The following is a 22,355-nucleotide window of genomic DNA, read 5'->3' as shown; positions in this document are numbered from 1 at the left end:
GAGCGGGGCTCAGGAGCCGGGCGGGGCGTGTCCGTCAGACACGTCCCGCTGCGGTGGACGCCTCCGCATCGGGCCTGGCGGTTGCGTCGAGCGCCGCGAGCTCGGTGTCGGCGTGGGAACCAGCGGGAGCCCTCCCACCGGCAGCGACCGCCTCACCGCGGGCGACCATCCCGGCGACGTCGGACAGTGGGATCTGCTTGATGAACACAGCCAGCGCGAGCGCGATGAGCAGGAACGGCACCAGGTACCAGAACACTGGCGCGAGGGCGTCGGCGTAGGCGTTCACCACACCGTCCCGCAGCGGCCCGGGGAGCGCGGCCAGAGTGGCCGGATCCAGACTGGCGCCGGCGCTCCCGGCCTGCTCGGCGGTGGCGCCCGCTGAGGTGAACACTGCGGTCAGGTTCGACGACAGGTTCGCGCTGAAGATCGATCCGAAGATCGCCACCCCGAGCGAGGCACCGACCTCTCGGAAGTAGTTGTTGGTGCTCGTCGCGGCGCCGATGTCCTTGGCGGGCACCGCATTCTGGGCGACCAGCACGATCACCTGCATGATGCAGCCCAGACCGAGACCGAACACGAACAGCATCACGCAGATCAGCCAGATCGGGGTCGAGGCCGTGAGCGTCGTCATCCAGACCATGGCCAGCGCGGTGATAGCGGTGCCGGCGATCGGGAACATCCGGTAGCGACCGGTCTTGCTGATGGCGATCCCGCTACCGATCGCGGTGATCATCAGGCCGGCCATCAGTGGCAGCATCAGCAGCCCGGACGCGGCGGCCGAGGTGCCGGAGGACATCTGCAGGAACGTCGGCACGAAGGCCAGGGCAGCAAACATCCCGAGTCCGAGGACGAACCCGATGGCGGTGACGTTGACGAAGACCCGGCTGCGGAACAGCGCGGGCGGCATCACCGGATCCTGGGCGCGACGCTCGATGGCGATGAAGGCGATGACGGCGGCGAGCATGCCGGCGAACACCAGCCAGGTCACCGGGCTGCCCCACCCGTAGGTGTCATTGCTGCCGAAGTCGGTGAAGAAGATCAGGCCGGTGGTGGCCAGCGACAGCGCGGCGATGCCGGTGATGTCGATCTTGTGCTCGGGGCGCTTGTTGGGGAGCTTGAGCGCGAACCAACCGATGGCGAAGGCGATCACGCCGACCGGCAGGTTGATGTAGAAGCACCATTCCCAGCTGAGGTGGTCGACGAACAGGCCACCGAGCAGCGGGCCGGCGACGGCTGAGATGCCGAAGACGGCACCGAGCGGACCCATGTACTTGCCGCGGTCCTTGGCGGGCACGATGTCGGCGATGATCGCCTGCGACAGGATCATCAGACCGCCGCCGCCCAGACCCTGGATGGCGCGGGCCGCGATGAAGGTCCAGAAGCTGCCGGCGAACGCGGCACCCGCAGAGCCGAGGGTGAAGATCGCGATCGCGATCAGGAACAGCCGCCGCCGCCCGAGGACGTCGCCGAGCTTGCCGTAGATCGGCATCACGATGGTGGTCGCGAGCAGGTAGGCGGTGGTCACCCAGGCCTGGTGCTCGACGCCGCCGAGCTTGCCGACGATGGTCGGCAGCGCCGTCGAGACGATGGTCTGGTCGAGGCTGGAGAGCAGCATGCCGGCCAGCAACGCGGAGAAGATGATCCAGATCCGTCGCTGGTCGAGGACGAGCGGGCCGGCGTCCTCCTTGCTGGTGGTGCTGGTGGTGCTGGTGGTCATGGTGGTGTCTCTCGGTGAGAAGGATTGGGGGAGAAAGGTTCCGGCGATGACGGATGTCCGGGTCGGAGCGGTGCTCAGGTCAGCAGTGCTCGAGCGGCCGCCAGGTTGGTGCGGAGCACATCGCTGAGCGGGGCCGGGGTGTCGTCTTCGACGAGCTGTTTGAAGGAGCGACCGAGCAGGGCCCCCATCAGCTCGACGGCGAGCTTGATGCGCGGGTCCTGGGGGGTGGTGCCCTCCCGCTCGGCGGCGAGTTCGGCGATGTCCCGGGCGCGCGCCGCGAACCGCTTCATGAACATCGGGACCAGGCGCTGCTCGCGTTCCAGCACCTGGTGGAACAGCTCGACGTCGGCCAGGTCCACGTCCCCGCCGTCGTTCGCGGACGCGACGAGCTCCACCAGGTCCGGGAACAGGGAGCCCTCGGGCCCACCGGCCAGGAAGACCGCTCGTGCCGCGGGAGACAGGCCGTCGTGCGGGTTGCCCAGCAGGGCGTCCTCCTTCGACGGGAAGTAGTTGAAGAACGTCCGACGCGAGACCCCGACGACCTCCGCCAGTTCCTCGACGGTGAAACCGTCGAACCCGCGCTCCACGGTGAGGCGCAGCGCGTGCCGGTTGATCCGTCGCTCGGTCTTCCGACGACGGACCTCCCGCAGCCCGCCGACTTCGATTGCACTCTTGTCCATAGAGTGCAGAATTGCACTTCAGCCCGAATAGTGCAAGTTGTTGTGACGTGCGGGACAGGGTTCGGCACCGGTCTGTCGGTCCCGTCGGGCAGGATCACGGGCAGTGGCCGACACCCAGCGGCCCGACGGGTGAACGGGCGGCGCATGGACCTGCATGTGGTTACTGATCTGGAAGACGAACCGGGTGGTCTGGAGAGTTCGCTGGTCGTGCGGACGGATTTCTCCGACCAGGCCGCCTGGTTGCGGACCCAGACTGCGTTGATGCAGCCCGGCCGACTGGGCGAGGATGCGCAGGACGACGGCGACGAGGACTTCGGCCCCGCGTTGACGTTCGTCGACCATCCGCGGTTCGATGGATTCACCGCGCAACAGTTCGTTGCCGAGGTGGCCCGGATGCGTCTGTCGAGAAACCACCTGTTCTTCGCCGATCGCCGCGCCCAGATCGATGACGACCATCCCGTGGTGGCACTGGATCTCGAGAAGGATGCTCCCGGGGGTGAGGAGAACGCCCCGGGCCGGTCGTTCCGGGTGCGGGCCTACGAGGTCGGATCCGTAGGCGCGAACCTGTCACTGATCAACATGGACTTCCGCGAGTTCGCCGACGCCACCCCGGACGGAGTGTTCCGCGGCTTCCAGGAGTAACGCTCTCAACGGGGTTGGGCGCCATGGGTCCTCGATGCCGCATTCACGACCACAGATCCGCATCTGCGGTCTGATACCCATACCTGGAACCGCACCCGCGTGTCTATGATCGACCCATGAGCTCACCCGATGGCACCAGCTCGCCGCGCTACCGCGTCAGCCAGGCGGCGGATCTGCTGGGAGTCAGCGACGACACCCTGCGCCGCTGGATCGACGCCGGGACGTTCCCCACCGAGACCGACGACGCGGGTCGCGCTGTCGTCGCCGGCGACGCGTTGGCCGTGGTCGCCCGCGATCTCGCGGAGAAGGCCCCGCACCCCGAGGACCCGTCGGGGGTCGGCCGGTCGGCCCGCAATCGGTTCGTCGGTCTGGTCACCGCAATCACTGCCGACACCGTGATGGCGCAGGTCGAGCTGCAGTGCGGTCCGCACCGGGTCGTCTCCCTGATGTCGTCCGAGGCCGTCCGTGAGCTCGACCTCCGGGTCGGCTCCTTGGCGGTGGCCGTTGTGAAGGCGACCACCGTGATCGTCGAAACCCCCAGGAGCACAGCATGATCCGAACCACCCGTGCGTTCCTGGCAGTCCTGGCAGCTGCTGCGCTCGGTGTCGCCGGGTGTGCGGGCTCGTCCGGGAACGTCGCAACGTCGACGCCCGTCGCCACGTCCAGTTCCGTCGGTTCGGCCGGCGCGGCCCCGAGCACTGAGTCTTCGAGCAGCAGCGCCCCGAGCAGCAGCGGATCCAGCAGCACAGCCCCGACCAGCACAGCCCCGAGCAGCACAGCCCCGAGCAGCACAGCCCCGTCCAGCAGCGGATCCAGCAGCTCGGCGCCCAGCGGCGGCGAGCTCAGCGGTACCGTCACGGTGTTCGCCGCCGCCTCGCTGCAGAAGACTTTCGACGACCTGACGGCGACCTTCGAGAAGGAGCATCCCGGCGTCGACGTCCAGGTCTCCTACGACGGCAGCTCGACCCTGGTCACCCAGCTCACCCAGGGCGCGGAGGCGGACGTGTTCGCCAGCGCCGATCAGAAGAACATGACGAAGGCCACCGACGCCGGGCTGGTCACCGGTACTCCGACGATCTTCGCCACCAACACCCTGCAGATCGCGGTGAAGCCAGGTAACCCGAAGGGCATCACCGATCTCGCGAGCCTGGCGAAGAGCGGCGTGGCGACCGTGGTCTGTGCCCCGGAGGTGCCGTGTGGTTCCGCCGCCCGGACGGCTCTCGACGCTGCAGGGGTGACGCTCGATCCGGCCAGCGAGGAACAGAAGGTGACCGACGTCCTCACCAAGGTCGCCGAGGGCGACGCGGATGCCGGCCTCGTCTACAAGACCGACGTCTCCGGTTCTGGGGGCAAGGTCGAGGGCATCGACTTCAAGGAGTCGGCCGAAGCCGTCAACTCCTATCCGATCAGCGTCCTGAAGGCCGCACCGAATCCCTCCGCCGCGGCAGCGTTCGTCGACGTCGTCACCGGCGCCGAAGGGCAGAAGACGTTGACAGCAGCAGGATTCGGGGCACCCTGATCCGCGTGGGTCGCACGGTCGACAGCGCCCGGGTCCGCGCGGCCGTCGGCACCGTCGGCCCGCCGCGCTGGGCGCTGGTCCCGGCCGGGCTCGGCATCGCCCTGCTGCTGCTGCCGTTGGTGGCGCTGCTGGCCAAGGCCGACTGGGCGCAGCTGCCCGCCGCCCTCGGTTCCCGACCGGTGCTGCTGGCCCTCTGGTTGTCGCTGCGGTGCGGCCTGCTGGCGACCGCGGTCTGCCTCGTCCTGGGGATCCCGCTCGCCCTGCTGTTGGCGCGCCGCGAGGGTTGGTGGATCCGGCTGCTCCGCACCCTGGTGACGGTGCCGTTGGTGCTGCCGCCGATGGTGGGCGGCATCGCGCTGCTGTACCTGCTGAGCACGCAGGGTCTGATCGGGCAGTACCTGTTCGAGTGGTTCGGCACCCGGATCGCGTTCTCCACTCTCGCCGTCGTGCTGGCGGAGACCTTCGTCGCTCTCCCGTTCCTGGTGCTCACCCTGGAGGGTGCGCTGCGATCGCTGGGCGACCGCTTCGAAACGGTCGCCGCCACCCTCGGCGCCGGTCGAACCACGACCTTGTTCCGGGTGACGTTGCCGCTGCTGCGACCCGCGCTGCTGTCCGGGACCGCGCTCTGCTTCGCCCGGGCGCTGGGCGAGTTCGGCGCGACCGCGCTGTTCGCCGGCAACAAGGAGGGCGTCACCCGCACCATGCCGCTGGCCATCTACACCGAGTTCAACGGTGGCGGCGACGGTACCGATACGGCGGTGGCGATGTCGCTGCTGCTGGTGGTGGTGGCGCTGCTGATCCTGTTCGCCGTCCGCCCGCGGAGATCCGTGTGGTGACCGGGCCGGCGGACGGGTCGGCGGCCGACATCGTGGGCGGGACGAGTGACGCCGTCGCCGGCAAGTCGTTCGTCCGGGCGCGCCTGCTGGTGCCGCGCGCCGCGTTCGACGTGGTTGCCGACCTGACTGTGGAGCGCGGTGAGATCGTCGCGCTGCTCGGACCCAACGGCTGCGGGAAGTCGACGATCCTGCAGGCACTGGCCGGCTTGCTCGTGCCCCGGGAGCTGGAGCTGCGGGTGGCCGGCCGACACATCGCCGGCGGCGGGGTCTTCCTGCCCCCCGAGCGACGCAGGATCGGTCTGATGGGTCAGGACCCGCTGCTGTTCCCGCATCTCTCGGCTGTGGAGAACGTCGCCTTCGGCCCGCGCGCGGCAGGAGTGCGGGCGCCGGCGGCGCGAGCGGCGGCCCGGGAGTGGCTGGGCCGGCTCGGGCTGGCGGCGATGGTCGACCGTCGCCCGGCGGACCTGTCGGGCGGGCAGCGTCAGCGGGTGGCGCTGGCCAGGGCGTTGGCCGCCGAGCCTGATTTGTTGCTGCTGGACGAGCCGCTGGCAGCCGCCGACATCGGTACCGCCGGCGAGATCCGACACGTGCTGGGACAGCATCTGCGCGAGGCAGGCCAGACCACCGTGCTGGTGACCCACGAGATCCTGGACGCGGCGATGCTGGCCGACCGGGTGCTGGTGATGGATGCCGGTCGGGTGGTCGACTCGGGCCCGACCCAGCGGATGCTCACCGAGCCAGGATCACAGTTCGGGGCCGCCCTCGCCGGCCTGAACCTGTTGCTGGGCACCGCATCCGACGGAAGCGGGTTGACGGGCGCCGGAGGCTTGCAGGCGTTCGGTATCGCCGAGGAGCCGCTCTCGGACGGGGTCGCGGCCGCGGCGGCGTTCCCGCCGGTCGCCGTGTCGGTGAGCGCGGTGCCGACGGCCACCGGATCGGTGCGCGTCAGCGAACAGCCGGCCGCCACCAGTGTCCGGAACCGGTGGACGGCCGAGGTGGTGGCGATCGAACCGGGCGCCGGAGCCGTCCGGATCCGTACCCGACTCCCCGGTGGGGTGATGATCGCCGCGGACGTCACCCCCGCGGCCGTGTCGGCGGTACCGATCGTGCTCGGGGCGACGGTCACCCTCGGTGTGAAGGCGACCCAGGTGCGGTTGTTCGCCCGCTGACTCCGGCTGCGTCCGACCTGGGCCGCTGGAGGACACTGGTGGGGTGAGCGACTCCGACACCAGTCCCGACCCGACCGCCCCTGATCCCACCATGCAGGCGCCGGATCCGGCCCAGTGGTCGTACCTGATGGACATGGACGGCGTCCTGGTGCACGAGGAGCACCTGGTGCCCGGAGCGGACGAGTTCTTGGCGGAGCTCACCGAACGCGGCGTGAACTACCTCGTCGTCACCAACAACCCCATCTTCACCCGGCGCGACCTGGTGGCCAGGCTCTCCTCCAGCGGGCTGCACATTCCGGAGAACCGGTTGTGGACCTCGGCCCTGGCGACCGCGGAGTTCCTGAAGGCGCAGCGGCCGCATGGATCGGCGTTCGTGATCGGCGAGGTGGGGCTGACCACCGCGCTGCACGAGGCCGGGTTCGTGATCACCGACCGCGACCCCGATTACGTCGTGCTGGGGGAGACCCGGAACTACTCGTTCGAGGCGCTGACGACAGCGATCCGACTGATCAACAAGGGCGCCAGGTTCGTGGCGACCAATCCGGATCCCACGGGACCGTCGCGCTACGGCGTGCTGCCGGCCGCGGGGGCGGTCGCTGCGCTGATCGAGAAGGCGACCGGCCGGACGCCGTACTTCGTCGGCAAGCCGAACCCGTTGATGATGCGGTCCGCGTTGCGGTCGATCGGCGCGCATTCGGAGTCGACGTTGATGATCGGGGACCGGATGGACACCGATGTGATCGCCGGTCTCGAGGCCGGGCTGGCGACCATCCTGGTGCTCACCGGGATCTCCACCCGCGAGAGCATGGAGCGATTCCCCTACCGCCCGTCCCTGGTGATCGACTCGGTGGCCGATCTGGTCGGCCGCACCGCATCCCCGTTCGGAGCGGACAGCCCGGCGCGCTAGATGCGGGTGGCCGGCCTGCACCCTTCTGGCTGGCACCGGCCAGGTGTCGCCGGCCGAGGGTTGTTGCTGGTGTCAAGGGTTGTTGCTGGCGCGAAGGACGTCCTTGTTGCCAGCAGCAGCACTCATCACCAGCGACAAGGTCTTGGGGTGGCCGCGTCTGCTTGTCACCAGCGACCAGTCCGAGGAACGCCGAAGCCCCCCGACCCGAAGAGGATCGAGGGGCTTCGGCAGTTCGGGTGGCTGGCTCAGCCGAGGACGAGCTGCTGACCCGGGAAGATGACGTTCGGGTCGGACAGCACGCTGGCGTTCAGGTTGAACAGGTGCTGCCAGCTGGTGCCGTGGGCGGAGGCGATCCGGCCGAGGGTGTCGCCTGCCTTGACGCTGTAACCGCCGGTGGCGGCGGCGCTCGGCGCCGCTGCGGCAGCAGGAGCTGCGGAAGCAGCCGAGCCGGTGACCTTCAGGACCTGACCGACGGAGATGACGTTCGGGTCACCGATGGTGCTGTTGTTCAGGCTGAACAGCGTCTCCCAGCTGGTGCCGAACCGCGAGGCAATCTCGAAGAGAGAATCGCCCGAGGCCACCGTGTACGAGCCACTGGCGGTCGCGGTCGAGGCTGCCTTCGGGGCGGCAGCGACGGGGGCGTCAGCAACGGGGGCGGCAGCGACGGGGGCCGCAGCTGCGACGGGGGCCGCAGCTGCGACGGGGGCCGCGGCGGCGACCGGAGCCGCGCTGGAGCCTGCGGTGGCGTTCGAGTCGCCCGAGCCGGTGGCGCCGACGTTGTCGGCACAGGCCCACGCACCCCAGCCCTGGCCGGCGAGGGTGCGCTCGGCGATGGCGATCTGCTGGGACTTGGTGGCCAGGTCGGCGCGGCTTGCGTACTCGGCGCCGCCGAAGGCCTCCCAGGTGGACTGGGAGAACTGCAGTCCGCCGTAGTACCCGTTACCGGTGTTGATGGACCAGTTGTTGGTGGATTCGCACTGGGCGACGGCGTCCCAGACGGCGGCCGGAGCGGCCGAGGCATCGGTGGCGGCCAACGCAACGGCGGGGCCGCTGACGAACAGGCCAGCGGTCGCGGTGCGGATGGCGATGGTCTTGGTGGTGGACGGCTTGCGATGACGGCCCAGGTGACGGGTCATGTTCTTTTTCTCCCACGTGCTGCGCCTACGAAGTCAGCTGTCGGGTTCGAGCTGTGGGCAGCCCGGCCGGCTCTCGCCGGCTTCACCCCGAGGTGGTCTCGTGACCACCGGAGAACCTTGGGTCCCCCGCCACTGTCCTGGCATTGCTTGTACGTACCCGGGAGCGCGGACAGTGCTCGGCGCCGCTCCCAAGATGGTCTCCAGGAGGTTCCTGCGACCTCGGCCGACGATACGGATGGCGAAGCTTTCTGGGTATCGCGTCGGAATGTGGTAACGAACGGGTAACTTTCGTGATCCAACCGAGATAATCCGCATCGCTGCAGGTGGGAACCCCTGCGGGAGTTTCAGGTGGCACTCCGGACGGGTTGCGTGTAACAGATGAAGTTCACCCGATCGGGGGAGCCGTGTCCTGGCCGTTATCAGCGTGTCGCAACCCGCAGGTCACGCTTCGGTCTCCGTCCGGAGACCGATTCATCTCGACGACCCTCTCGATTCCAACGTTCGCGGCGTCGGCGCCTAGTGTCCGGAGCGTGAGTTTCACCGTCGGTTTCGACCTCGACATGACGCTGATCGATCCCCGTCCCGGGATGGTCGCGCTGTTCGAGGCGCTCTCGGCCGAGACCGGGCATCCGTTGGACGGAGCTGCCTTCGCGTCCCGGTTGGGACCGCCGCTCGTCGTCGAGCTCGGCCGGTACGGGTTCGACGCGCCAACGGTGGAGGATCTGGTCACCCGATTCCGTGCCCGCTACTGCGAGATCGTCATCCCGATGACGGTCGCACTGCCGGGGGCCGCCGAGGCGATCGACACCGTCCGGGCGCACGGCGGCCGGTCGCTGGTGGTCACTGCCAAGAACGAGCCGCATGCCAGGGTCCACCTCGAGCGGCTGGGCCTCGTCGTGGACGACGTCGTCGGTTCGGTGTTCGGTGCGGAGAAGTCCGCCGCGCTGCGCTCGGCGGGCGCGGAAGTCTATGTCGGCGACCATCTGGGCGACATCAACGGAGCGCGCGGTGCGGACGCGATGGCCGTCGGGGTGGCCACCGGGCCGATCTCGGGTGAGGATCTCGCCTCCGCCGGCGCGGACGTCGTCCTGGGCGATCTGACTGCTTTCCCGGCATGGCTGAGCAGCTACCTGCTGGCAACGGTGCACTGAGCGCGGGCAGGTGGCCAGGTCAGTCGACCGACAGACCGGCTTGCCGGATGCGGAACGCGGAGATACCCAGCCCGATCGGAGCCAGCGCCACCACGAGCCAGAACCAGACCGGGAAGTCGCGGGCGCCGGAGGCGAACAGCACCAGCATCACCAGCAGGGCCGACGCGCCGATGCAGAACACGACCATGCCGATCCGCATGACCACCGGCGAGCGCCGCAGGGTGGCCGGACGCGGTGAGGTGCCGGAGACCTTCTCGACCGGGGTGCGGGACGGACGGCCCGCACCGGCGGGTTCGTCGGCCGGAGTTGAGGGCGCGCTGGACGAGGTCACCATCCCAGGATAAGCACTGCGGACGGGCGGGTCGCTACGCTCGGCGCAGCTCGCCAGGAGCGGAGAAATCGGGTACTCCGCCCGCCGTAGTGTTGACACCTCCGGTGGACACGGGCGATTCCGCATCCCGGAACTCCGTACGCCAGGCGCCCCCGACGAGGCGCAGACGATCCGGACGACAGGTAGTTCCAGTACAGCCGATGAGAAGCAGGTGGATCTGATGCCCAGCGGACGGGTGAAGTGGTACGACGCGGAGAAGGGGTTCGGTTTCATCGCCCAGGAAGACGGACCGGACGTGCACGTCCGCACCTCCGCGCTGCCGAGCGGCACCGAGGCCCTCAAGCCCGGTCAGAAGGTCGAGTTCGGGGTGGCCGACGGGCGGCGTGGCCCGCAGGCCCTGCAGGTGGTGCTGCTGGAGGCGCCACCTTCGGTCGTGGTGGCCCACCGGCGTCCGGCTGAGGAGCTGCACGGTCTGATGGACGACATGATCAAGCTGCTCGAATCCAAGGTGCTGCCCGACCTGCGGCGCAACCGTTACCCGGACCGCGCCATCGGTGGCCGGATCGCCGGCATGTTGCGAGCCGTGGCGAACGAGCTCGACGCCTGACGGCCGATGCAGTGTGGTGCCCAGGTCCGGATCCATCGGACCGGGGCACTGCTGCGTCGGCGGTTCGACGACCGGAGCCGCTCGATGGCCGGGTCGCTCGACCACTGAAGCCGGCCGGTCGGGGCTGGTCAGGCTGCGACGATCAGCACGACCCAGGTGTGCAGCGCGGCGTAGTCGACCCCGTTGCCGGTCGCGGTCGCCATCGGCGTCAGCCCGCTCTGCACTTCCACGCGCAGCAGCTGATCGGTCGTCGCCGGCGGCTTCAGCTCGTACTGCTGACGGGCGTCGGAGGAGAACAGCTCGCTGCGGAGTTCCTCCTGCTTGCCCGCAGCAGTGCGGAAACGGAAGACGACGACCCAGGGAGCCAGGCCGATCGCTGCGGGGACGTTGACCGAGACGCCCTGACCCGGTCGCAGGGTCATCTGCGGTGCACTGGCGTCGGAGCGGGTGGCCAGACAGTCGAGCGCCTCGGCGGTCGAGTCGGCGGAGCACCACAGTGTCGGGGCAGCGGAGACCAGTGCGCCGTTGCCGAAGAAGCTCACCGAGGGCAGCGGCCGGGTACAGCCGGAGAGCGCCAGGGTCGCGAAGACCAGCACGGCCACGAGCGCCCGCCGGCGCCGAGCACGCGTACGAGGGATCGACGGGTCCGGCGTGCCGGGGAGGGACGTCATCGGCGCGGTCGACCCGCCTTGCGCGGGCGACGGTCCCGGGTGGCCGACGTGGCCGGAGGTTCGTCGGTGGGCAGCTGCTGGGTGCGCGGTCCCTGCTCAGCGTCGCCGGCTGCGGGGACGGTGAACCGCGCCGTCCGGGGAGCGCTGGTCTGGCCGGCGCTGCGGGACTTGGCGAAGCGGCGGTTGGCGCGTCGGTCCCAGGCGGCCGCGAGTGCGGGCACCAGCGCTCGTCCGGAGCGGGAGAGCCAGCTCTGCGTCACGCCCAGGCCGACCATCAGCGTCACGACGGCGAAGCCGAGCATGTAGACGCCGTCGCCGGACAGGTGCAGCACGCCGCCCAGCAGCAGGCCGACCACCCCGCCGGTGACCCAGGCGAGCTGCAGCAGCGATTCGCTCATCCCGAACGCCGACGCCCGGCTGGCCTCGGGGAGCCGGTCCTGGATCACCGAGTCGAGGCAGACCTTCGCCAGCGAGGACGACGTGGAGCCGACCAGCCCGACCACGGCCGCCATCGCGATACCCGGGATCATGATGGCGACCAGGCAGGTGACGCCGACGGCGACCACGCCCCAGGCGGCGATCACATCGGGCCTGGTCAGGGTGATCTGGGTGCCAAGGGCATTGCCGACGAACCCGCCGAGACCGGCTGCGGCACCGACGATGCCGAGCACGAGCAGCTGCTGGAAACCGGACAGGTGCGAGTACTCAGTCTTGACGACGAACGCGATGAACAGGGCGAGGAAGCCGGTCTCGATCCGGTTGGCCATGTTGGCCCACAACGTCGCCGAGACGCCCGGCGGGAAGCGGCGGACGCGGCCCCTGGTCAGCACCTCGCTGTGCTGGACCGGCACCTCACCCTCGGTGGATTCCACCCAAGCCGGGATGCGCAGGCAGAGCACGCCGCCGGCGACACCGCACAGCGCCGTCCAGATCAGGGCTCCCGAAGCGTTCGTGACCCCGGCGAACGCTGCCGCGATGCCGCCCGCGACACCGCCGGCAACCAGGCCGAACACCGTCAGCCGGGAGTTGGTCTTGACCAGGGTGATCTGCTCCGGCAACACCCGTGGCGTCAGCGCTGCCTTGAGCACGCCGAACGATTTCGACAGCACCATCATCCCGAGAGCGCACGGGTACAGCACCCAGGAGTTGAAGTTGAAGGCCATCACGATCGCCAGCAGGCTGCGCCCGAAACTGGTGGCGGCCAGCGCGATCCGGCGGCCGTGCTGGATCTTGTCGAGCAGCGGACCGATGAACGGGGCGATCACCGCGAACGGGGCGACGGTGATGAGCAGGTACAGCAGTACCTTGCCGGTCGACTCGGCCGACGCCGCAGCGAAGAACAGCGTGTTGGCCAGTGCCACGGTGAGCGCCGCATCGACGGCGTAGTTCGCCATCACCGCATAGGTGAGGTGCGTCAACCCGGACCGGTCCGCGCCGTCCGCGGTGGCCGCCTTGCGGAACAGCTCGACGCCGCGCGAGGTCAACTGCCTGCTCCGCATGGCCGCGATCCGGGTGACGGTCAGTTTCCGCGGCATTCCGGGCGTCCCCGGTACCGGCGGGGCGAGGTCGGGCTCTGCATAGTGCGGTAGGTGCCCGCCCCTGACTTCCGGCCCGCGCGGTGAATCCGGGGACCGATCCTGCTGCCGGGGTTGGTCGGTCTGCGCGCCACGATCCCGTCGATCGAAGGCAGCTCGCCGGTCCTGGGCTCGGCGGTCGGCTGCTGCTCGGCGGTCATCGCTGTTGCCGCGGTCGTCCCCCGCCCGGCGGTCGTTGCTGTTGCCGCGGTCGTCGTCCGCTGCCCGTTCGGGCAGCGCACGGCCGGGCCGCTGCGGGGCTGGGCTGGGTGGGGCTGGGCTGGGTGGGGCTGGAATGTGTGAGCCGGGCCGCTGGGAGTCCGGGCGCTGGGACCTGTTGCGGGGGTCGACGGGGCCCTCGTCCACCGATCGTCGGCCGCCGGTGCCGCGGGGGAGCTGCTCGGTCGGCAGCACGTCGGGTCGACGACGTGGCCGCGGCGTGGCAGTCGGTGCGGCCGGACGCTGGCCACCCGTGCCCCGGGGGATCTCGTCCGTGCGGTGGTCGGCGGAGCGCTGCTCCCCGGAGCGGGGCTCTCGCGACGCGGGTGACCCGGGAACCGCATCGGGGTCGTCGTCGTGCGGCATGGGTTCATCCTGCCGCACCGCACCCTGCCGAAGGCGGGGGACCGCGGAACTGTTTCGCGCCGCGGCGTTGCTGTCGTCCACGGCGTTCAGCCGCCGGCGTCCAGAGGTGTCGGTGCCGAAGCACGAATACTCTCGGAGGGCCCTCGTCAGGCATCATGGCGTGGTGATCTCCACCGATGACGTTCCCACCGACGAGCAGGTCGAGACTGCTGGATCCGCTCCGGTCGCTGACGAATCCCAGGTCGTCGACGAAACCCGGGTCGCTGACGAAACCCGGGTCGTCGACGAATCCCCGGTCGCCGAGAACGACGAACACACCGCCGACCGTGGTGCACCGCTCTCGCGGCAGGCGGTCGCGCTGACCACCGCGGCGATCGAGCTGGCGCTGGCTGCTGCCCGGTCGGTCGCCGGCGACGAGGCCGGTGGGGTCGAGAGCGTCGGCGACTTCCTGGGTGCGTACGCCGAGGACGGGATCGCCGTCACCGCAGGCTTCCAGGCGAAGATCCGCGGCTATCACGGGTGGCAGTGGTCGGTGACGCTGGCGTCCGTGTCCACCGACAGCTGGACCGTCAGCGAGGTCGTCCTGCTGCCTGGTGACGCGGCGCTGGTGGCCCCGCCGTGGGTTCCGTGGGACCGACGCGTGCGCGGCGGCGACCTCGGGGTCGGCGATCTGCTGCTGACTCCGACGGACGATCCGCGACTGGTGCCCGGGTACCTGCTCTCCGACGACCCGGCGATCGAGGACGTGGCCCGCGACTTCGGGCTCGGCCGCACCCGGGTGTTGAGCCGCGACGGACGTGTCGATGCCGCCGAGCGCTGGTACGCCGGGCCATTCGGGCCGTCCGACCCGATGGCCCAGCAGGCTCCCGGTCGGTGCGGCCAGTGCGGGTTCTTCGTGCCGCTGGCCGGTGCGTTGGGCGGACTCTTCGGTGCCTGCTCCAACGACATGGCGCCGGGCGACGGCAAGGTGGTCGCGGTGGAGTACGGCTGCGGTGCGCACTCCGAGGCCGTTGCCGCCATCCTGGAACCGTCGGGACCGGGCGAGAGCGACAGCACCCTCATCGACGGTCTCCGCATCGACGAGGAGCGGATCGACATGCATGTCCGCGAACAGGCCGAGCTCGCCGACGTTGGGTCCGCCCGGACCCTTCTCGACGAGCCGACCGAACCCGTTGCAGCCGAACAGGATCCGGTGGATGGAGCCGTTGAACCCGGTGCGGGTCAGCTGACCGCCGCGCAGGATATGAACGCGGAGCGGATCCTGGACGCCGAACCGGAGCCGACCGCGGGTCTGTCGTCGGACGCGGACGCGGACCAGGACCCGGCCGACGGACAGCCCACTGCGGCGAATGCCCAGCCCGCAGCTGTCGACCCCGACGAGGACTCCGAGCAGGTGGCGGGGGCGAACCCGGACGAAGACGCTGCGTTGCATGCGGTTCTGGAGTTGCTGCCGCCGATCAGCAGTTCCGTCGACGTCGACAGCACTGGAAGCGATGATGCCGATCCCGACGCTGGGGTCGTCACCGTCTGATGGCTCCGGATCCCGTCGATCCGCTCGATCCGCACCGGACGGCCGCCCTGCGGCGTGCGGTGCTGCAGACCTGGACCGCGTCGACAGCGCGGTTCCGGGAGGACGCCAACGCCGAGGAGCTGCTGGCGCGCGGCTATGCCGACCGGGTGCTGATGGAGTTGGCGGCCAATGCCGTCGACGCCGCGCGATCGGCAGGGGTGCGGGCCGTACTGGCCGTCGAACGGATCGACCTCACCGGCGGCGCAGTGGAGATCCGGGTCGCCAACACCGGGTCGCCGCTGACGTCCGACGGCGTTCGGGCGTTGGCCAGCCTGCGGGCATCGGCCAAGCGCGACACCGCCTCCACCATCGGGCATTTCGGGGTCGGCTTCACGGCGGTGCGCGCGTTGAGCGACGAGCCCGCGCTGCTGTCGATGAGTGGCTCCGTCCGGTTCTCGGCCGAGCGGACCGCGGAAGAGGTTGCGGCCCTTGGTATTCCGGAGCTCGATGCGGAACTGCGCCGTCGGGACGGCGTCCTGCCCGCGTTGCGGCTGTGTTGGCCGCTCCCGGACGCCACGGAAGACGACGTACCGCAGGGGTTCAGCTCGCAGGTGCGGCTGCCGCTCCGACCCGGGGTGGGTGCCGATGCGGTGCTCGACGGATGGCGCAGCGCGGTGCTCGACGAGCTGTGGTGGGCGCTCCCGGCGCTGGACGAGGTTCGGCTGCCGGATCTGACGATCACCCGCGAGCGCGACGAACCCCGCACGGCCCGAGGTAGCCCCGTGCTGGTGCGCCGGGAGCAGCTGCTCGAGACCGGGCCCGCCGCGACCGCAGCGCGTCGCTCGTTCCTGACGGCGGAGAGCCACGGCGAACTGCCTGCAGCGCTGCTCGCGGATCGCCCGGTGGAGGAGCGGATGCGTGCCGACTGGCGGTTGTGCTGGTCGTTGCCGGAACCCCCGGGCGAGGCCGGCGGTGCTGTCGGTGCCTTCGACCCGTTCGCCGAACGCGGCACGGATGCCGAGACGGTCCATGCGATCGGCGCACCGACCGCGACCGACGATCTGCTCACCCTGCCGGGCCGACTGGTCGGCACCTTCCCGGTGGACGAGACCCGTCGACGCATCACGGTCGAGCCGCTCACCGACCATCTGCTGGCACTGTCCGTCGATGCCTACCTCGCCCTGGCAATGGCACTCCCGCCGGAAGCGCGCTGGGATCTCGTTCCGCCGCAGGACTTCCCGGCCGGTGACCTCGATGCCCGCCTGCGGGCACTGGTTGTCCGGCGACTCGCCGACGCGCCGCTGCTCGTCGGGGTGCTGGGTGATCCGGTCGAACCGCGCACCGCCCGCTGCTGTCCGGAGCTGGACGGCGCGACGGCCGCAGCGGTGGCCGAGGCGATCCCTGCGCTGGTGGAGGTGCCGGTGTCCGCGCGGACAGCTGCCCGGATGCTCGGCGTCACCATGCTGTCGCTGTCCGAGGCCGTCGACGCGCTGTCGTCGGTGGTGCGACCGCCGCGGTGGTGGGCGCAGCTCTACCGAGGGTTGGCCGGCTCCGATGCCGATGCGCTCTCCGGGCTTCCGGTCCCGCTGGCCGACGGGCGACAGGCGATCGGCGCCCGGGGCGTCCTGCTCCCGACGCCGGCACTGCAGGAGTTGACGCAGGCCGTCACCGCAGTGCTGCCGGCCATCCGCTGGGTCGCGGCCGAGGCCGCCGACGATCTGCTGCTGCGGATCGGCGCAGTGCCCGCCGATCCGGATGCGATCCTCGCCTCGAGCGCCTTGCGCGCAGAGATCACCGCGCTGGCCGGGGACCTGGAGGCGGACCTGCTCGAGGTGATCGTGCTGCCCGACACGGCCACCCCGGATGCCGACGATCTCGCACACGATCCGGCGGTCGCGGCCGGCGCGCTGGCCGCCCTGGTGCTGGACCTGATCGCGGCCGGCGGGGTGCCCGATCCTCAGCTGGTGAGCGACCTGGTGCTCGGCACCGAGGACGAGGAGCCGTGGCCCGCAACGGAACTGCTGCTGCCCGACGCGACGCTCGGTGCGGTGCTCGTCGCCGATGCCTTGCCGTTGATCGGTCGGGCGTGGGTGCAGCGGTGGGGGGCTGCGGTCCTGGAGCGCGCGGGGGTACGCGCCGGTCTGCTCGTCGTACCGCTCGACGATCCGCGGGCGGACAAGCTCCTGCCCGATCTCGACGACTACCCGGGGTCCGGCGAGCTCGGGTCCCCGGATCGGGACGACGGGGAGCTCGGGGTGGCCGACCTCGACCTGGTCGACGACTGGCCGGCCTTCCTCGCGCTGCTCGACGCGGACCCCGAGGCCCGGGCCGCGGTGCTGACCCGGCCGGGTACCCGCAGCTACACGGGTTGGTGGATCGCCGAGCACGCCTCGATCGACGGAGTCGCCCCCGATCGGTTCCGGACCGCCGACACCCCGTCGGCCGGATCGCCGCTGCAGCTGCTGCCACCGCTGCCGACTGCCCTCAGCCCCCAGGTCGCCGCCGCCATCGGGGTGATCGGCTCCGACGAACAGTTCGCCGCGCTCGTCGACGACGATCCGCAAGGCGTGCTCGATCGGTTCTGTGATCCGGCGGTGGCCCTCGACCCGGCGGCGGTGACCGCGGTGGTGGCCCTGCTGGTGGCGAGATTGGCCGACGACGACAGCGTGCAACTGCCCGATCGGATCCGGGTCTGCGACGGCTCGGTGAGGTCGGCCGACGAGGTGATCGTGCCGGACGGCCCCTGGTGGGCGCAGTGCCTGGCGCCGTCAAGGGTGCTCGCCACCCGGAACGATGCCGAGCTCGCCGCCGAGGTCTTCGGGCTCCCGCTCGCCGCCGCCGACGGCGCACTGACGTCGTCCGCCGCATCGCAGGCAACGTCGGGCGCCGCAGAGAAGATCCCGGCCGTGGTCGCGCTGCTGGGTCCCGATCACCGCACGCCGCAGGTCGCAGCGACGCTGACCGTGCGCGACCCCGACGGTGTCGAACACCGGGTGGCCTGGTGGCCGGTGGGCACTTCGGCGATCTGCGACTCCTCCGAGCTCGGCCTCGCCTCTGCGTTGGCCTGGGCCAACGGCCGCTGGGCGGACCGGCGACGGATCCTGGCCGCGATCCGTGGCGACGACGCCGGAGAGCTGCTTGCCAGGGTCTGGGACTGAGCGCTTCCGCTCAGTACTGCTCGTCGAGTGCCATCGAGCTCGCGCCGCGGTGCCCCCGTCGCGCGGAGCGTCGCTGCCAGCCGTAGATCGTCAGGCCGATCAGGCCCAGCACCCAGCCGGCCAGGAACGTCCAGAGCCAGATCATCGCGTGGTGCTCACGCAGTTGCGGGATGAAGAACAGCAGGACGACGAATCCCACGAACCAGATGCCGGTCCCGGGCACCACCACCTGACGCAGACCGGCGCGTGCCGGCGGCAACGGGAGCACCGCATCACCGGGGAGCACCGCATCACCGGGGAGCACCGCATCACCGGGGTGCACCGCATCACCGGGGAGCACCGCATCGCCGGGGAGCACCGCATCACCAGAGTGCACCGCATCACCAGGGAGCACTACCTCCCCAGGGGACCCCGCATCTGCAGGTGACACCGCATACCCAGGAGACTCCGCACCGCCGGGCCGCTCCGCGGCGGTCGGCTGCCGGGCGGCGACGTCCGGATCGGGAACGTCCGGGTCGGGAACGTCCGTCGGCTGTTCGCTCACCCCCCGAGCGTAGGCGAGGGTCGGACCCTCGGTCCTTCGTGACGCCGACCGGGCGTAGATTCGTGAGGGAACCTAACGACGTCACGGGGTGGTGAGAGCAACGGATCCGCACAGCGCCTCCGGCGAGGACGATCCGTTGCGGTCCGACGACGGGGGCCGTACTGGTTCGCAAAGTGCTGCAGCCCAACGGAAGGCGCCGACGAGTCGGGCTCGCCCGACGGATCCGGACCGGCCGGAGCGTCCCGTCCGTCCGCCGGGGCGGCGCGCAGACGCGGCGGGGCAGCAGCGCACGAACGGCCGTCGGCAGAGTTCGGACGAGCGTGCCTCGCTGCAGCGGTCGGATCAGGACCCCCGACCCCCGGCTCACCCGGCTGACCCGTCCGGACCGTCCAGACCGCCCGGACCGCCCGGACCGCCCGGGGAGACTCCGGCGTCGGAACCGTCGAGTGCGCCGGCGGTTGGCACCGACCCGGCGATCGCCGAGGCGGCGACACCGCAGGAGCGGGTCGCCCGCAGCGGTACCTTCCGGTCGCTCAAGATCCGCAACTACCGGTACTACTTCACCGGCAACGTCGTCTGCCAGACCGGAACCTGGATGAACCGGGTCGCCCAGGACTGGCTCGTCCTGCAGCTCACCGACGACAGTCCGGTGGCGCTGGGCGTCGCGGCGGGCCTGCAGTTCGGCCCGACCCTGCTGCTGTCGTTGTGGGCCGGCACGATCGCCGACCGGGTCGACAAGCGCCGCGCGCTGCGCTGGATCCAGGTGGTGCTCGGCCTGGCCGGCGTCGCCCTCGGGGTGCTCGCCTGGCTGGGGATTGCCGAGGTCTGGCACGTCTTCCTGGCCTGCGTGGTGGTGGGGACGGCCGCGACCTTCGACGGTCCGATCCGGCAGTCCTTCGTCGCCGAGCTGGTGCCGGCAGCGGAACTGTCGAACGCGGTGTCGCTCAACTCGCTGGGCTTCAACGGCGCGCGCATCGTCGGCCCCGCCGTTGCCGGGGTGCTCATCTCGCTGGTGGACACCGGTCCGGTGATGACGATCTCCGGGTTGTCCTACATCGCCGTCATCATCGGGCTGACGAAGATCGACCCGGCCGCGCTGCGCCGGTCGCCGCCGGTCGCCCGGCGCAAGGGTCAGACCAGGGAGGGACTCGCCTATGTGCGGGGTCGCCCCGACCTGATGCTCGTCATCGGTCTGCTGTTCGTGGTGGCCACCTTCGGGATGAACTTCCAGGTGACGTTGGCGATCATCGCCCGGATCGTGTTCGAACGCGGCGCCGACTCCTACGGACTGCTGTCCACAACGATCGCGGTCGGTGCGCTGCTCGGTGCACTGGTCTCTGCGCGGCAGCAAAAGACCCCGCGGCAGCGGCTGTTGATCGGCGCCGCGTTCGCCTTCGGGGCGATCGAGGTGGTGCTCGGTCTGCTCGGCTCGTACCTGATCCTCGCGGTGTTGCTGGTACCGCAGGGCATGGCGATGCTGATCTTCATCAACGCCGCCAACGCCATGGTGCAGGCCTCGACGGTGCCCGCGATGCGGGGTCGGGTGATGGGGATCTACTCGTTGGCCTTCCTGGGTGGCAACCCGTTCTTCTCGCCCCTCATCGGTGTCATCGCCCAGCACTTCGGTGGCGGGGCACCGCTGATCTTCGGCGGAGCGGTGTCGGCGGTGGCGGCCCTGGTGATCGGGTTCTGGTTGTGGCGCACCACGCCGGTGACGTTCCTGATGCGGATCGGCCCGGTCCCGCACGTGCACGTGTTCAATCCCCGGTCGGACGACGACCCGGAGTCGCACGTCGCCGAGTCGATCGCCGAATCCCTGCACCGCATCGGTGGCGGGGCCCGGCGAGCTGGGCGGCCGGCGGTGCGCGCCGCTCGACGGGTGCAGCGGACCGGGCGGCGTGTGGTGCGGCGGCCCGGGCGCCGCTGACCGTCGGTCCCCGGTACGGCAGCATGACGTGGGTGAGCGCACGGATCGAGATCGACGACCCCGCAGATCCTCGGGCGGACGACTTCCGTGATCTGAACAGGGCCGATCGGCGACCCGATCGACCGGGTGGTCGCGGACTGGTGATCGGGGAAGGCGCGATCGTGGTCCGTCGATTGCTCGCCTCCCGCTACCCGACCCGCGCCCTGCTCGGCGTGGCCAGTCGCTACGACGAGCTCGCAGACGACCTGGTATCCGTCGACGCGCCGTTCTACGTCGCCGCTGCCGACGTGATGGCGCAGATCGTCGGCTTCCACCTCAACCGCGGCGTGGTGGCGACCGCCGACCGGCCGGTCACCCGCGACGCGGAGATGTTGCTGAAGGCGTCGCGATCGGTGGCGGTGCTGGAGGGGGTGGGCGATCACGAGAACCTCGGCAGCATCTTCCGCAACGCTGCGGCGCTGGGCATCGACGCGGTGCTGCTGGGGCCGGGATGCGCGGATCCGCTGTACCGCCGCAGTGTGCGGGTGTCGATGGGTCACGTCCTCGCGGTGCCGTTCGCCGACCCCGCGGCCGGATCGGTGGCCGCGGTGATCGAGCTGGTGCAGCGGAACGGATTCATCGTGGCCGCGCTGACCCCGCGCAGCGATGCGATCCTGTTGGCGACAGCCGCGTTGCCGGGCCGCAAGGTCGCAGTCCTACTGGGCTCGGAGGGTCCGGGACTCACCGAGGAAGCGCTGCGGGCTGCCGATCTGCTGGTGCGCATTCCGATGTCCGGCGGGGTCGATTCGCTCAACGTCGCCACCGCGGGAGCTATCGCGTTCGCCGCGCTGAGCGTCGGGGAGCCCGGCGACGCGTCCGGTTGAGGTGGCCGGACCCACTGCCCGGTCGGCGTCCGGATGAGAGACTTCCCGCATGCAGCCGAGTGACCCGACCGTCGATCCCACGCGGGTCCGCCCCGACCGTCAGGCTCCGGCGGGTGGTCCCGAGGACTCCGATGCTGCACCGACCACCGTCCGCCCCCGGTTCTCGTCCACCGATCCGCCCGGCGGCGACGACGAGCACACCGACCTGATCCCGCAGGCAGCGGGGTTCTGGGGCGAACCGACGCGCGCCGGTCACCGAGTCGATCCTGATGCCGATCCGGTGGCGTTCGCTCCGGGCCGGACGGGGTGGGAGCAGGCCGACGACGAGGGCCCGGAGGATCCCGACGGGGGGCCGACCGCGGTTCTGACGGTGGCGCACGACAGCGGGCGACGACACCGACGTCGCGACTGGGCCTGGGTGGAGGAGTGGCGTGCCGAACGGTCTGCACCTGCCTGGGGACCCGGGATCGCGGTGGGCATCTTCGTGGCGCTCATCGTCGCGGTCGCCCTGATCGTGCTGACCTCGGGAGTGTCGGACAGTCCGGTGCTCGCGATCGTGTTCAACGTCGTCATCGCGGCCGGGATGGCGCCCGCGCTGTGGCTGTGTCGCTCGCTGCCGGTGCTGCGCTTCCTCGCCGCTGGAGCGGCCGCCGGCATTCTGTTCGGCTGGATCGCCATGCTCAGCACCTTCTGAGGCAGCCGACTGTTGTCGCTGGTGATGAGTGCAGCTGCTGGCGACAAGGACACCCCTGGTGCCAGCAACAACCCCTGACACCAGCGACAACCCGTGGGCCTGCGCGTTCGCTCACGTTCGGCGCATTCGCTCAT

At 70.5% G+C, this 22,355-nt stretch carries 20 protein-coding genes and 1 riboswitch; of the genes, 13 read left to right on the top strand and 7 right to left on the bottom strand.

The window, feature by feature from the left end:
* Nucleotides 1-34: 34 nt before the first annotated feature.
* Together ABLG96_RS18135 and ABLG96_RS18130 are read right to left on the bottom strand one after the other, a co-directional pair.
* Nucleotides 35-1,717: an MDR family MFS transporter gene (locus tag ABLG96_RS18135; RefSeq protein WP_353648718.1), complete on the bottom strand. Its 1,683-nt coding sequence runs from the start codon at nucleotides 1,715-1,717 to the stop codon at nucleotides 35-37.
* Between the two features lie 74 nt (nucleotides 1,718-1,791).
* Nucleotides 1,792-2,397, bottom strand: a complete 606-nt coding sequence (locus ABLG96_RS18130; protein WP_353648717.1) for a TetR family transcriptional regulator — start codon at nucleotides 2,395-2,397, stop codon at nucleotides 1,792-1,794.
* Nucleotides 2,398-2,541: 144 nt separating this feature from the next.
* On the opposite strand from ABLG96_RS18130, the gene ABLG96_RS18125 reads away from it, so the two are divergent.
* From ABLG96_RS18125 to ABLG96_RS18100, 6 genes are all read left to right on the top strand, one after another.
* Nucleotides 2,542-3,039 carry a hypothetical protein gene (locus ABLG96_RS18125; protein ID WP_353648716.1) on the top strand — a complete coding sequence of 166 codons (498 nt, stop codon included), beginning with the start codon at nucleotides 2,542-2,544 and terminating at the stop codon, nucleotides 3,037-3,039.
* 116 nt (nucleotides 3,040-3,155) lie between these two features.
* A complete protein-coding gene (locus ABLG96_RS18120) occupies nucleotides 3,156-3,593 on the top strand; it encodes a TOBE domain-containing protein (protein ID WP_353648715.1) in 438 nt (145 codons plus the stop codon).
* Nucleotides 3,590-4,558, top strand: coding sequence for a molybdate ABC transporter substrate-binding protein (modA, locus tag ABLG96_RS18115; RefSeq protein WP_353648714.1), 969 nt, complete (start codon nucleotides 3,590-3,592; stop codon nucleotides 4,556-4,558). The genes ABLG96_RS18120 and modA overlap by 4 nt, the downstream gene beginning before the upstream one ends.
* 74 nt (nucleotides 4,559-4,632) lie before the next feature.
* Nucleotides 4,633-5,394, top strand: a complete 762-nt coding sequence (locus ABLG96_RS18110; protein WP_353651578.1) for an ABC transporter permease — start codon at nucleotides 4,633-4,635, stop codon at nucleotides 5,392-5,394.
* Nucleotides 5,391-6,563 carry an ATP-binding cassette domain-containing protein gene (locus ABLG96_RS18105; RefSeq protein ID WP_353648713.1) on the top strand — a complete coding sequence of 391 codons (1,173 nt, stop codon included), beginning with the start codon at nucleotides 5,391-5,393 and terminating at the stop codon, nucleotides 6,561-6,563. The genes ABLG96_RS18110 and ABLG96_RS18105 overlap by 4 nt, the downstream gene beginning before the upstream one ends.
* Before the next feature lie 91 nt (nucleotides 6,564-6,654).
* The gene (locus ABLG96_RS18100; protein WP_353651577.1) at nucleotides 6,655-7,470 is read left to right on the top strand and encodes an HAD-IIA family hydrolase; all 816 of its coding nucleotides are present in this window, start codon (nucleotides 6,655-6,657) and stop codon (nucleotides 7,468-7,470) included.
* A 245-nt stretch (nucleotides 7,471-7,715) separates the two neighbouring features.
* Here ABLG96_RS18100 and ABLG96_RS18095 read toward each other — a convergent pair whose 3' ends face one another.
* Nucleotides 7,716-8,606: a transglycosylase family protein gene (locus ABLG96_RS18095; RefSeq protein WP_353648712.1), complete on the bottom strand. Its 891-nt coding sequence runs from the start codon at nucleotides 8,604-8,606 to the stop codon at nucleotides 7,716-7,718.
* Nucleotides 8,607-8,613: 7 nt separating this feature from the next.
* Nucleotides 8,614-8,759, bottom strand: a riboswitch (cyclic di-AMP (ydaO/yuaA leader).
* Between the two features lie 377 nt (nucleotides 8,760-9,136).
* Between ABLG96_RS18095 and ABLG96_RS18090 the strand changes: the two genes are divergently transcribed.
* Nucleotides 9,137-9,757, top strand: a complete 621-nt coding sequence (locus tag ABLG96_RS18090) for a haloacid dehalogenase-like hydrolase (protein ID WP_353648711.1) — start codon at nucleotides 9,137-9,139, stop codon at nucleotides 9,755-9,757.
* Nucleotides 9,758-9,776: 19 nt separating this feature from the next.
* Here ABLG96_RS18090 and ABLG96_RS18085 read toward each other — a convergent pair whose 3' ends face one another.
* The gene (locus ABLG96_RS18085) at nucleotides 9,777-10,088 is read right to left on the bottom strand and encodes a hypothetical protein (RefSeq protein ID WP_353648710.1); all 312 of its coding nucleotides are present in this window, start codon (nucleotides 10,086-10,088) and stop codon (nucleotides 9,777-9,779) included.
* A 220-nt stretch (nucleotides 10,089-10,308) separates the two neighbouring features.
* Here ABLG96_RS18085 and ABLG96_RS18080 point away from each other — a divergent pair, with 220 nt between their 5' ends.
* Nucleotides 10,309-10,695, top strand: coding sequence for a cold-shock protein (locus ABLG96_RS18080; RefSeq protein WP_353648709.1), 387 nt, complete (start codon nucleotides 10,309-10,311; stop codon nucleotides 10,693-10,695).
* A gap of 128 nt (nucleotides 10,696-10,823) precedes the next feature.
* On the opposite strand, the gene ABLG96_RS18075 is transcribed toward ABLG96_RS18080, so the two are convergent.
* Nucleotides 10,824-11,366 (bottom strand): DUF2771 family protein, encoded by a 543-nt coding sequence (locus ABLG96_RS18075; protein WP_353648708.1) that lies wholly within the window; start codon nucleotides 11,364-11,366, stop codon nucleotides 10,824-10,826.
* A complete protein-coding gene (locus tag ABLG96_RS18070; RefSeq protein ID WP_353648707.1) occupies nucleotides 11,363-12,901 on the bottom strand; it encodes an MFS transporter in 1,539 nt (512 codons plus the stop codon). Before ABLG96_RS18070 ends, ABLG96_RS18075 begins: the two co-directional genes overlap by 4 nt.
* A gap of 787 nt (nucleotides 12,902-13,688) precedes the next feature.
* Here ABLG96_RS18070 and ABLG96_RS18065 point away from each other — a divergent pair.
* Together ABLG96_RS18065 and ABLG96_RS18060 are read left to right on the top strand one after the other, a co-directional pair.
* Nucleotides 13,689-15,056: a DUF3027 domain-containing protein gene (locus ABLG96_RS18065; protein ID WP_353648706.1), complete on the top strand. Its 1,368-nt coding sequence runs from the start codon at nucleotides 13,689-13,691 to the stop codon at nucleotides 15,054-15,056.
* Nucleotides 15,056-18,193, top strand: coding sequence for an ATP-binding protein (locus tag ABLG96_RS18060; RefSeq protein WP_353648705.1), 3,138 nt, complete (start codon nucleotides 15,056-15,058; stop codon nucleotides 18,191-18,193). Before ABLG96_RS18065 ends, ABLG96_RS18060 begins: the two co-directional genes overlap by 1 nt.
* 10 nt (nucleotides 18,194-18,203) lie before the next feature.
* On the opposite strand, the gene ABLG96_RS18055 is transcribed toward ABLG96_RS18060, so the two are convergent.
* Nucleotides 18,204-18,737, bottom strand: coding sequence for a DUF2530 domain-containing protein (locus ABLG96_RS18055; protein ID WP_353648704.1), 534 nt, complete (start codon nucleotides 18,735-18,737; stop codon nucleotides 18,204-18,206).
* An 88-nt stretch (nucleotides 18,738-18,825) separates the two neighbouring features.
* On the opposite strand from ABLG96_RS18055, the gene ABLG96_RS18050 reads away from it, so the two are divergent.
* Genes ABLG96_RS18050 through ABLG96_RS18040 form a run of 3 tightly spaced genes read left to right on the top strand, consistent with a single transcriptional unit; the run spans nucleotide 18,826 to nucleotide 22,221 of the window.
* Nucleotides 18,826-20,664: an MFS transporter gene (locus tag ABLG96_RS18050; protein WP_353648703.1), complete on the top strand. Its 1,839-nt coding sequence runs from the start codon at nucleotides 18,826-18,828 to the stop codon at nucleotides 20,662-20,664.
* A 23-nt stretch (nucleotides 20,665-20,687) separates the two neighbouring features.
* Nucleotides 20,688-21,527 carry an RNA methyltransferase gene (locus ABLG96_RS18045; RefSeq protein WP_353648702.1) on the top strand — a complete coding sequence of 280 codons (840 nt, stop codon included), beginning with the start codon at nucleotides 20,688-20,690 and terminating at the stop codon, nucleotides 21,525-21,527.
* Between the two features lie 49 nt (nucleotides 21,528-21,576).
* Nucleotides 21,577-22,221 carry a DUF2537 domain-containing protein gene (locus ABLG96_RS18040; RefSeq protein WP_353648701.1) on the top strand — a complete coding sequence of 215 codons (645 nt, stop codon included), beginning with the start codon at nucleotides 21,577-21,579 and terminating at the stop codon, nucleotides 22,219-22,221.
* Nucleotides 22,222-22,355 lie beyond the last annotated feature (134 nt).

This window comes from Nakamurella sp. A5-74, assembly GCF_040438885.1.
GTDB lineage: Bacteria > Actinomycetota > Actinomycetes > Mycobacteriales > Nakamurellaceae > Nakamurella.
This window is presented reverse-complemented; position numbering and strand designations above follow the sequence as displayed.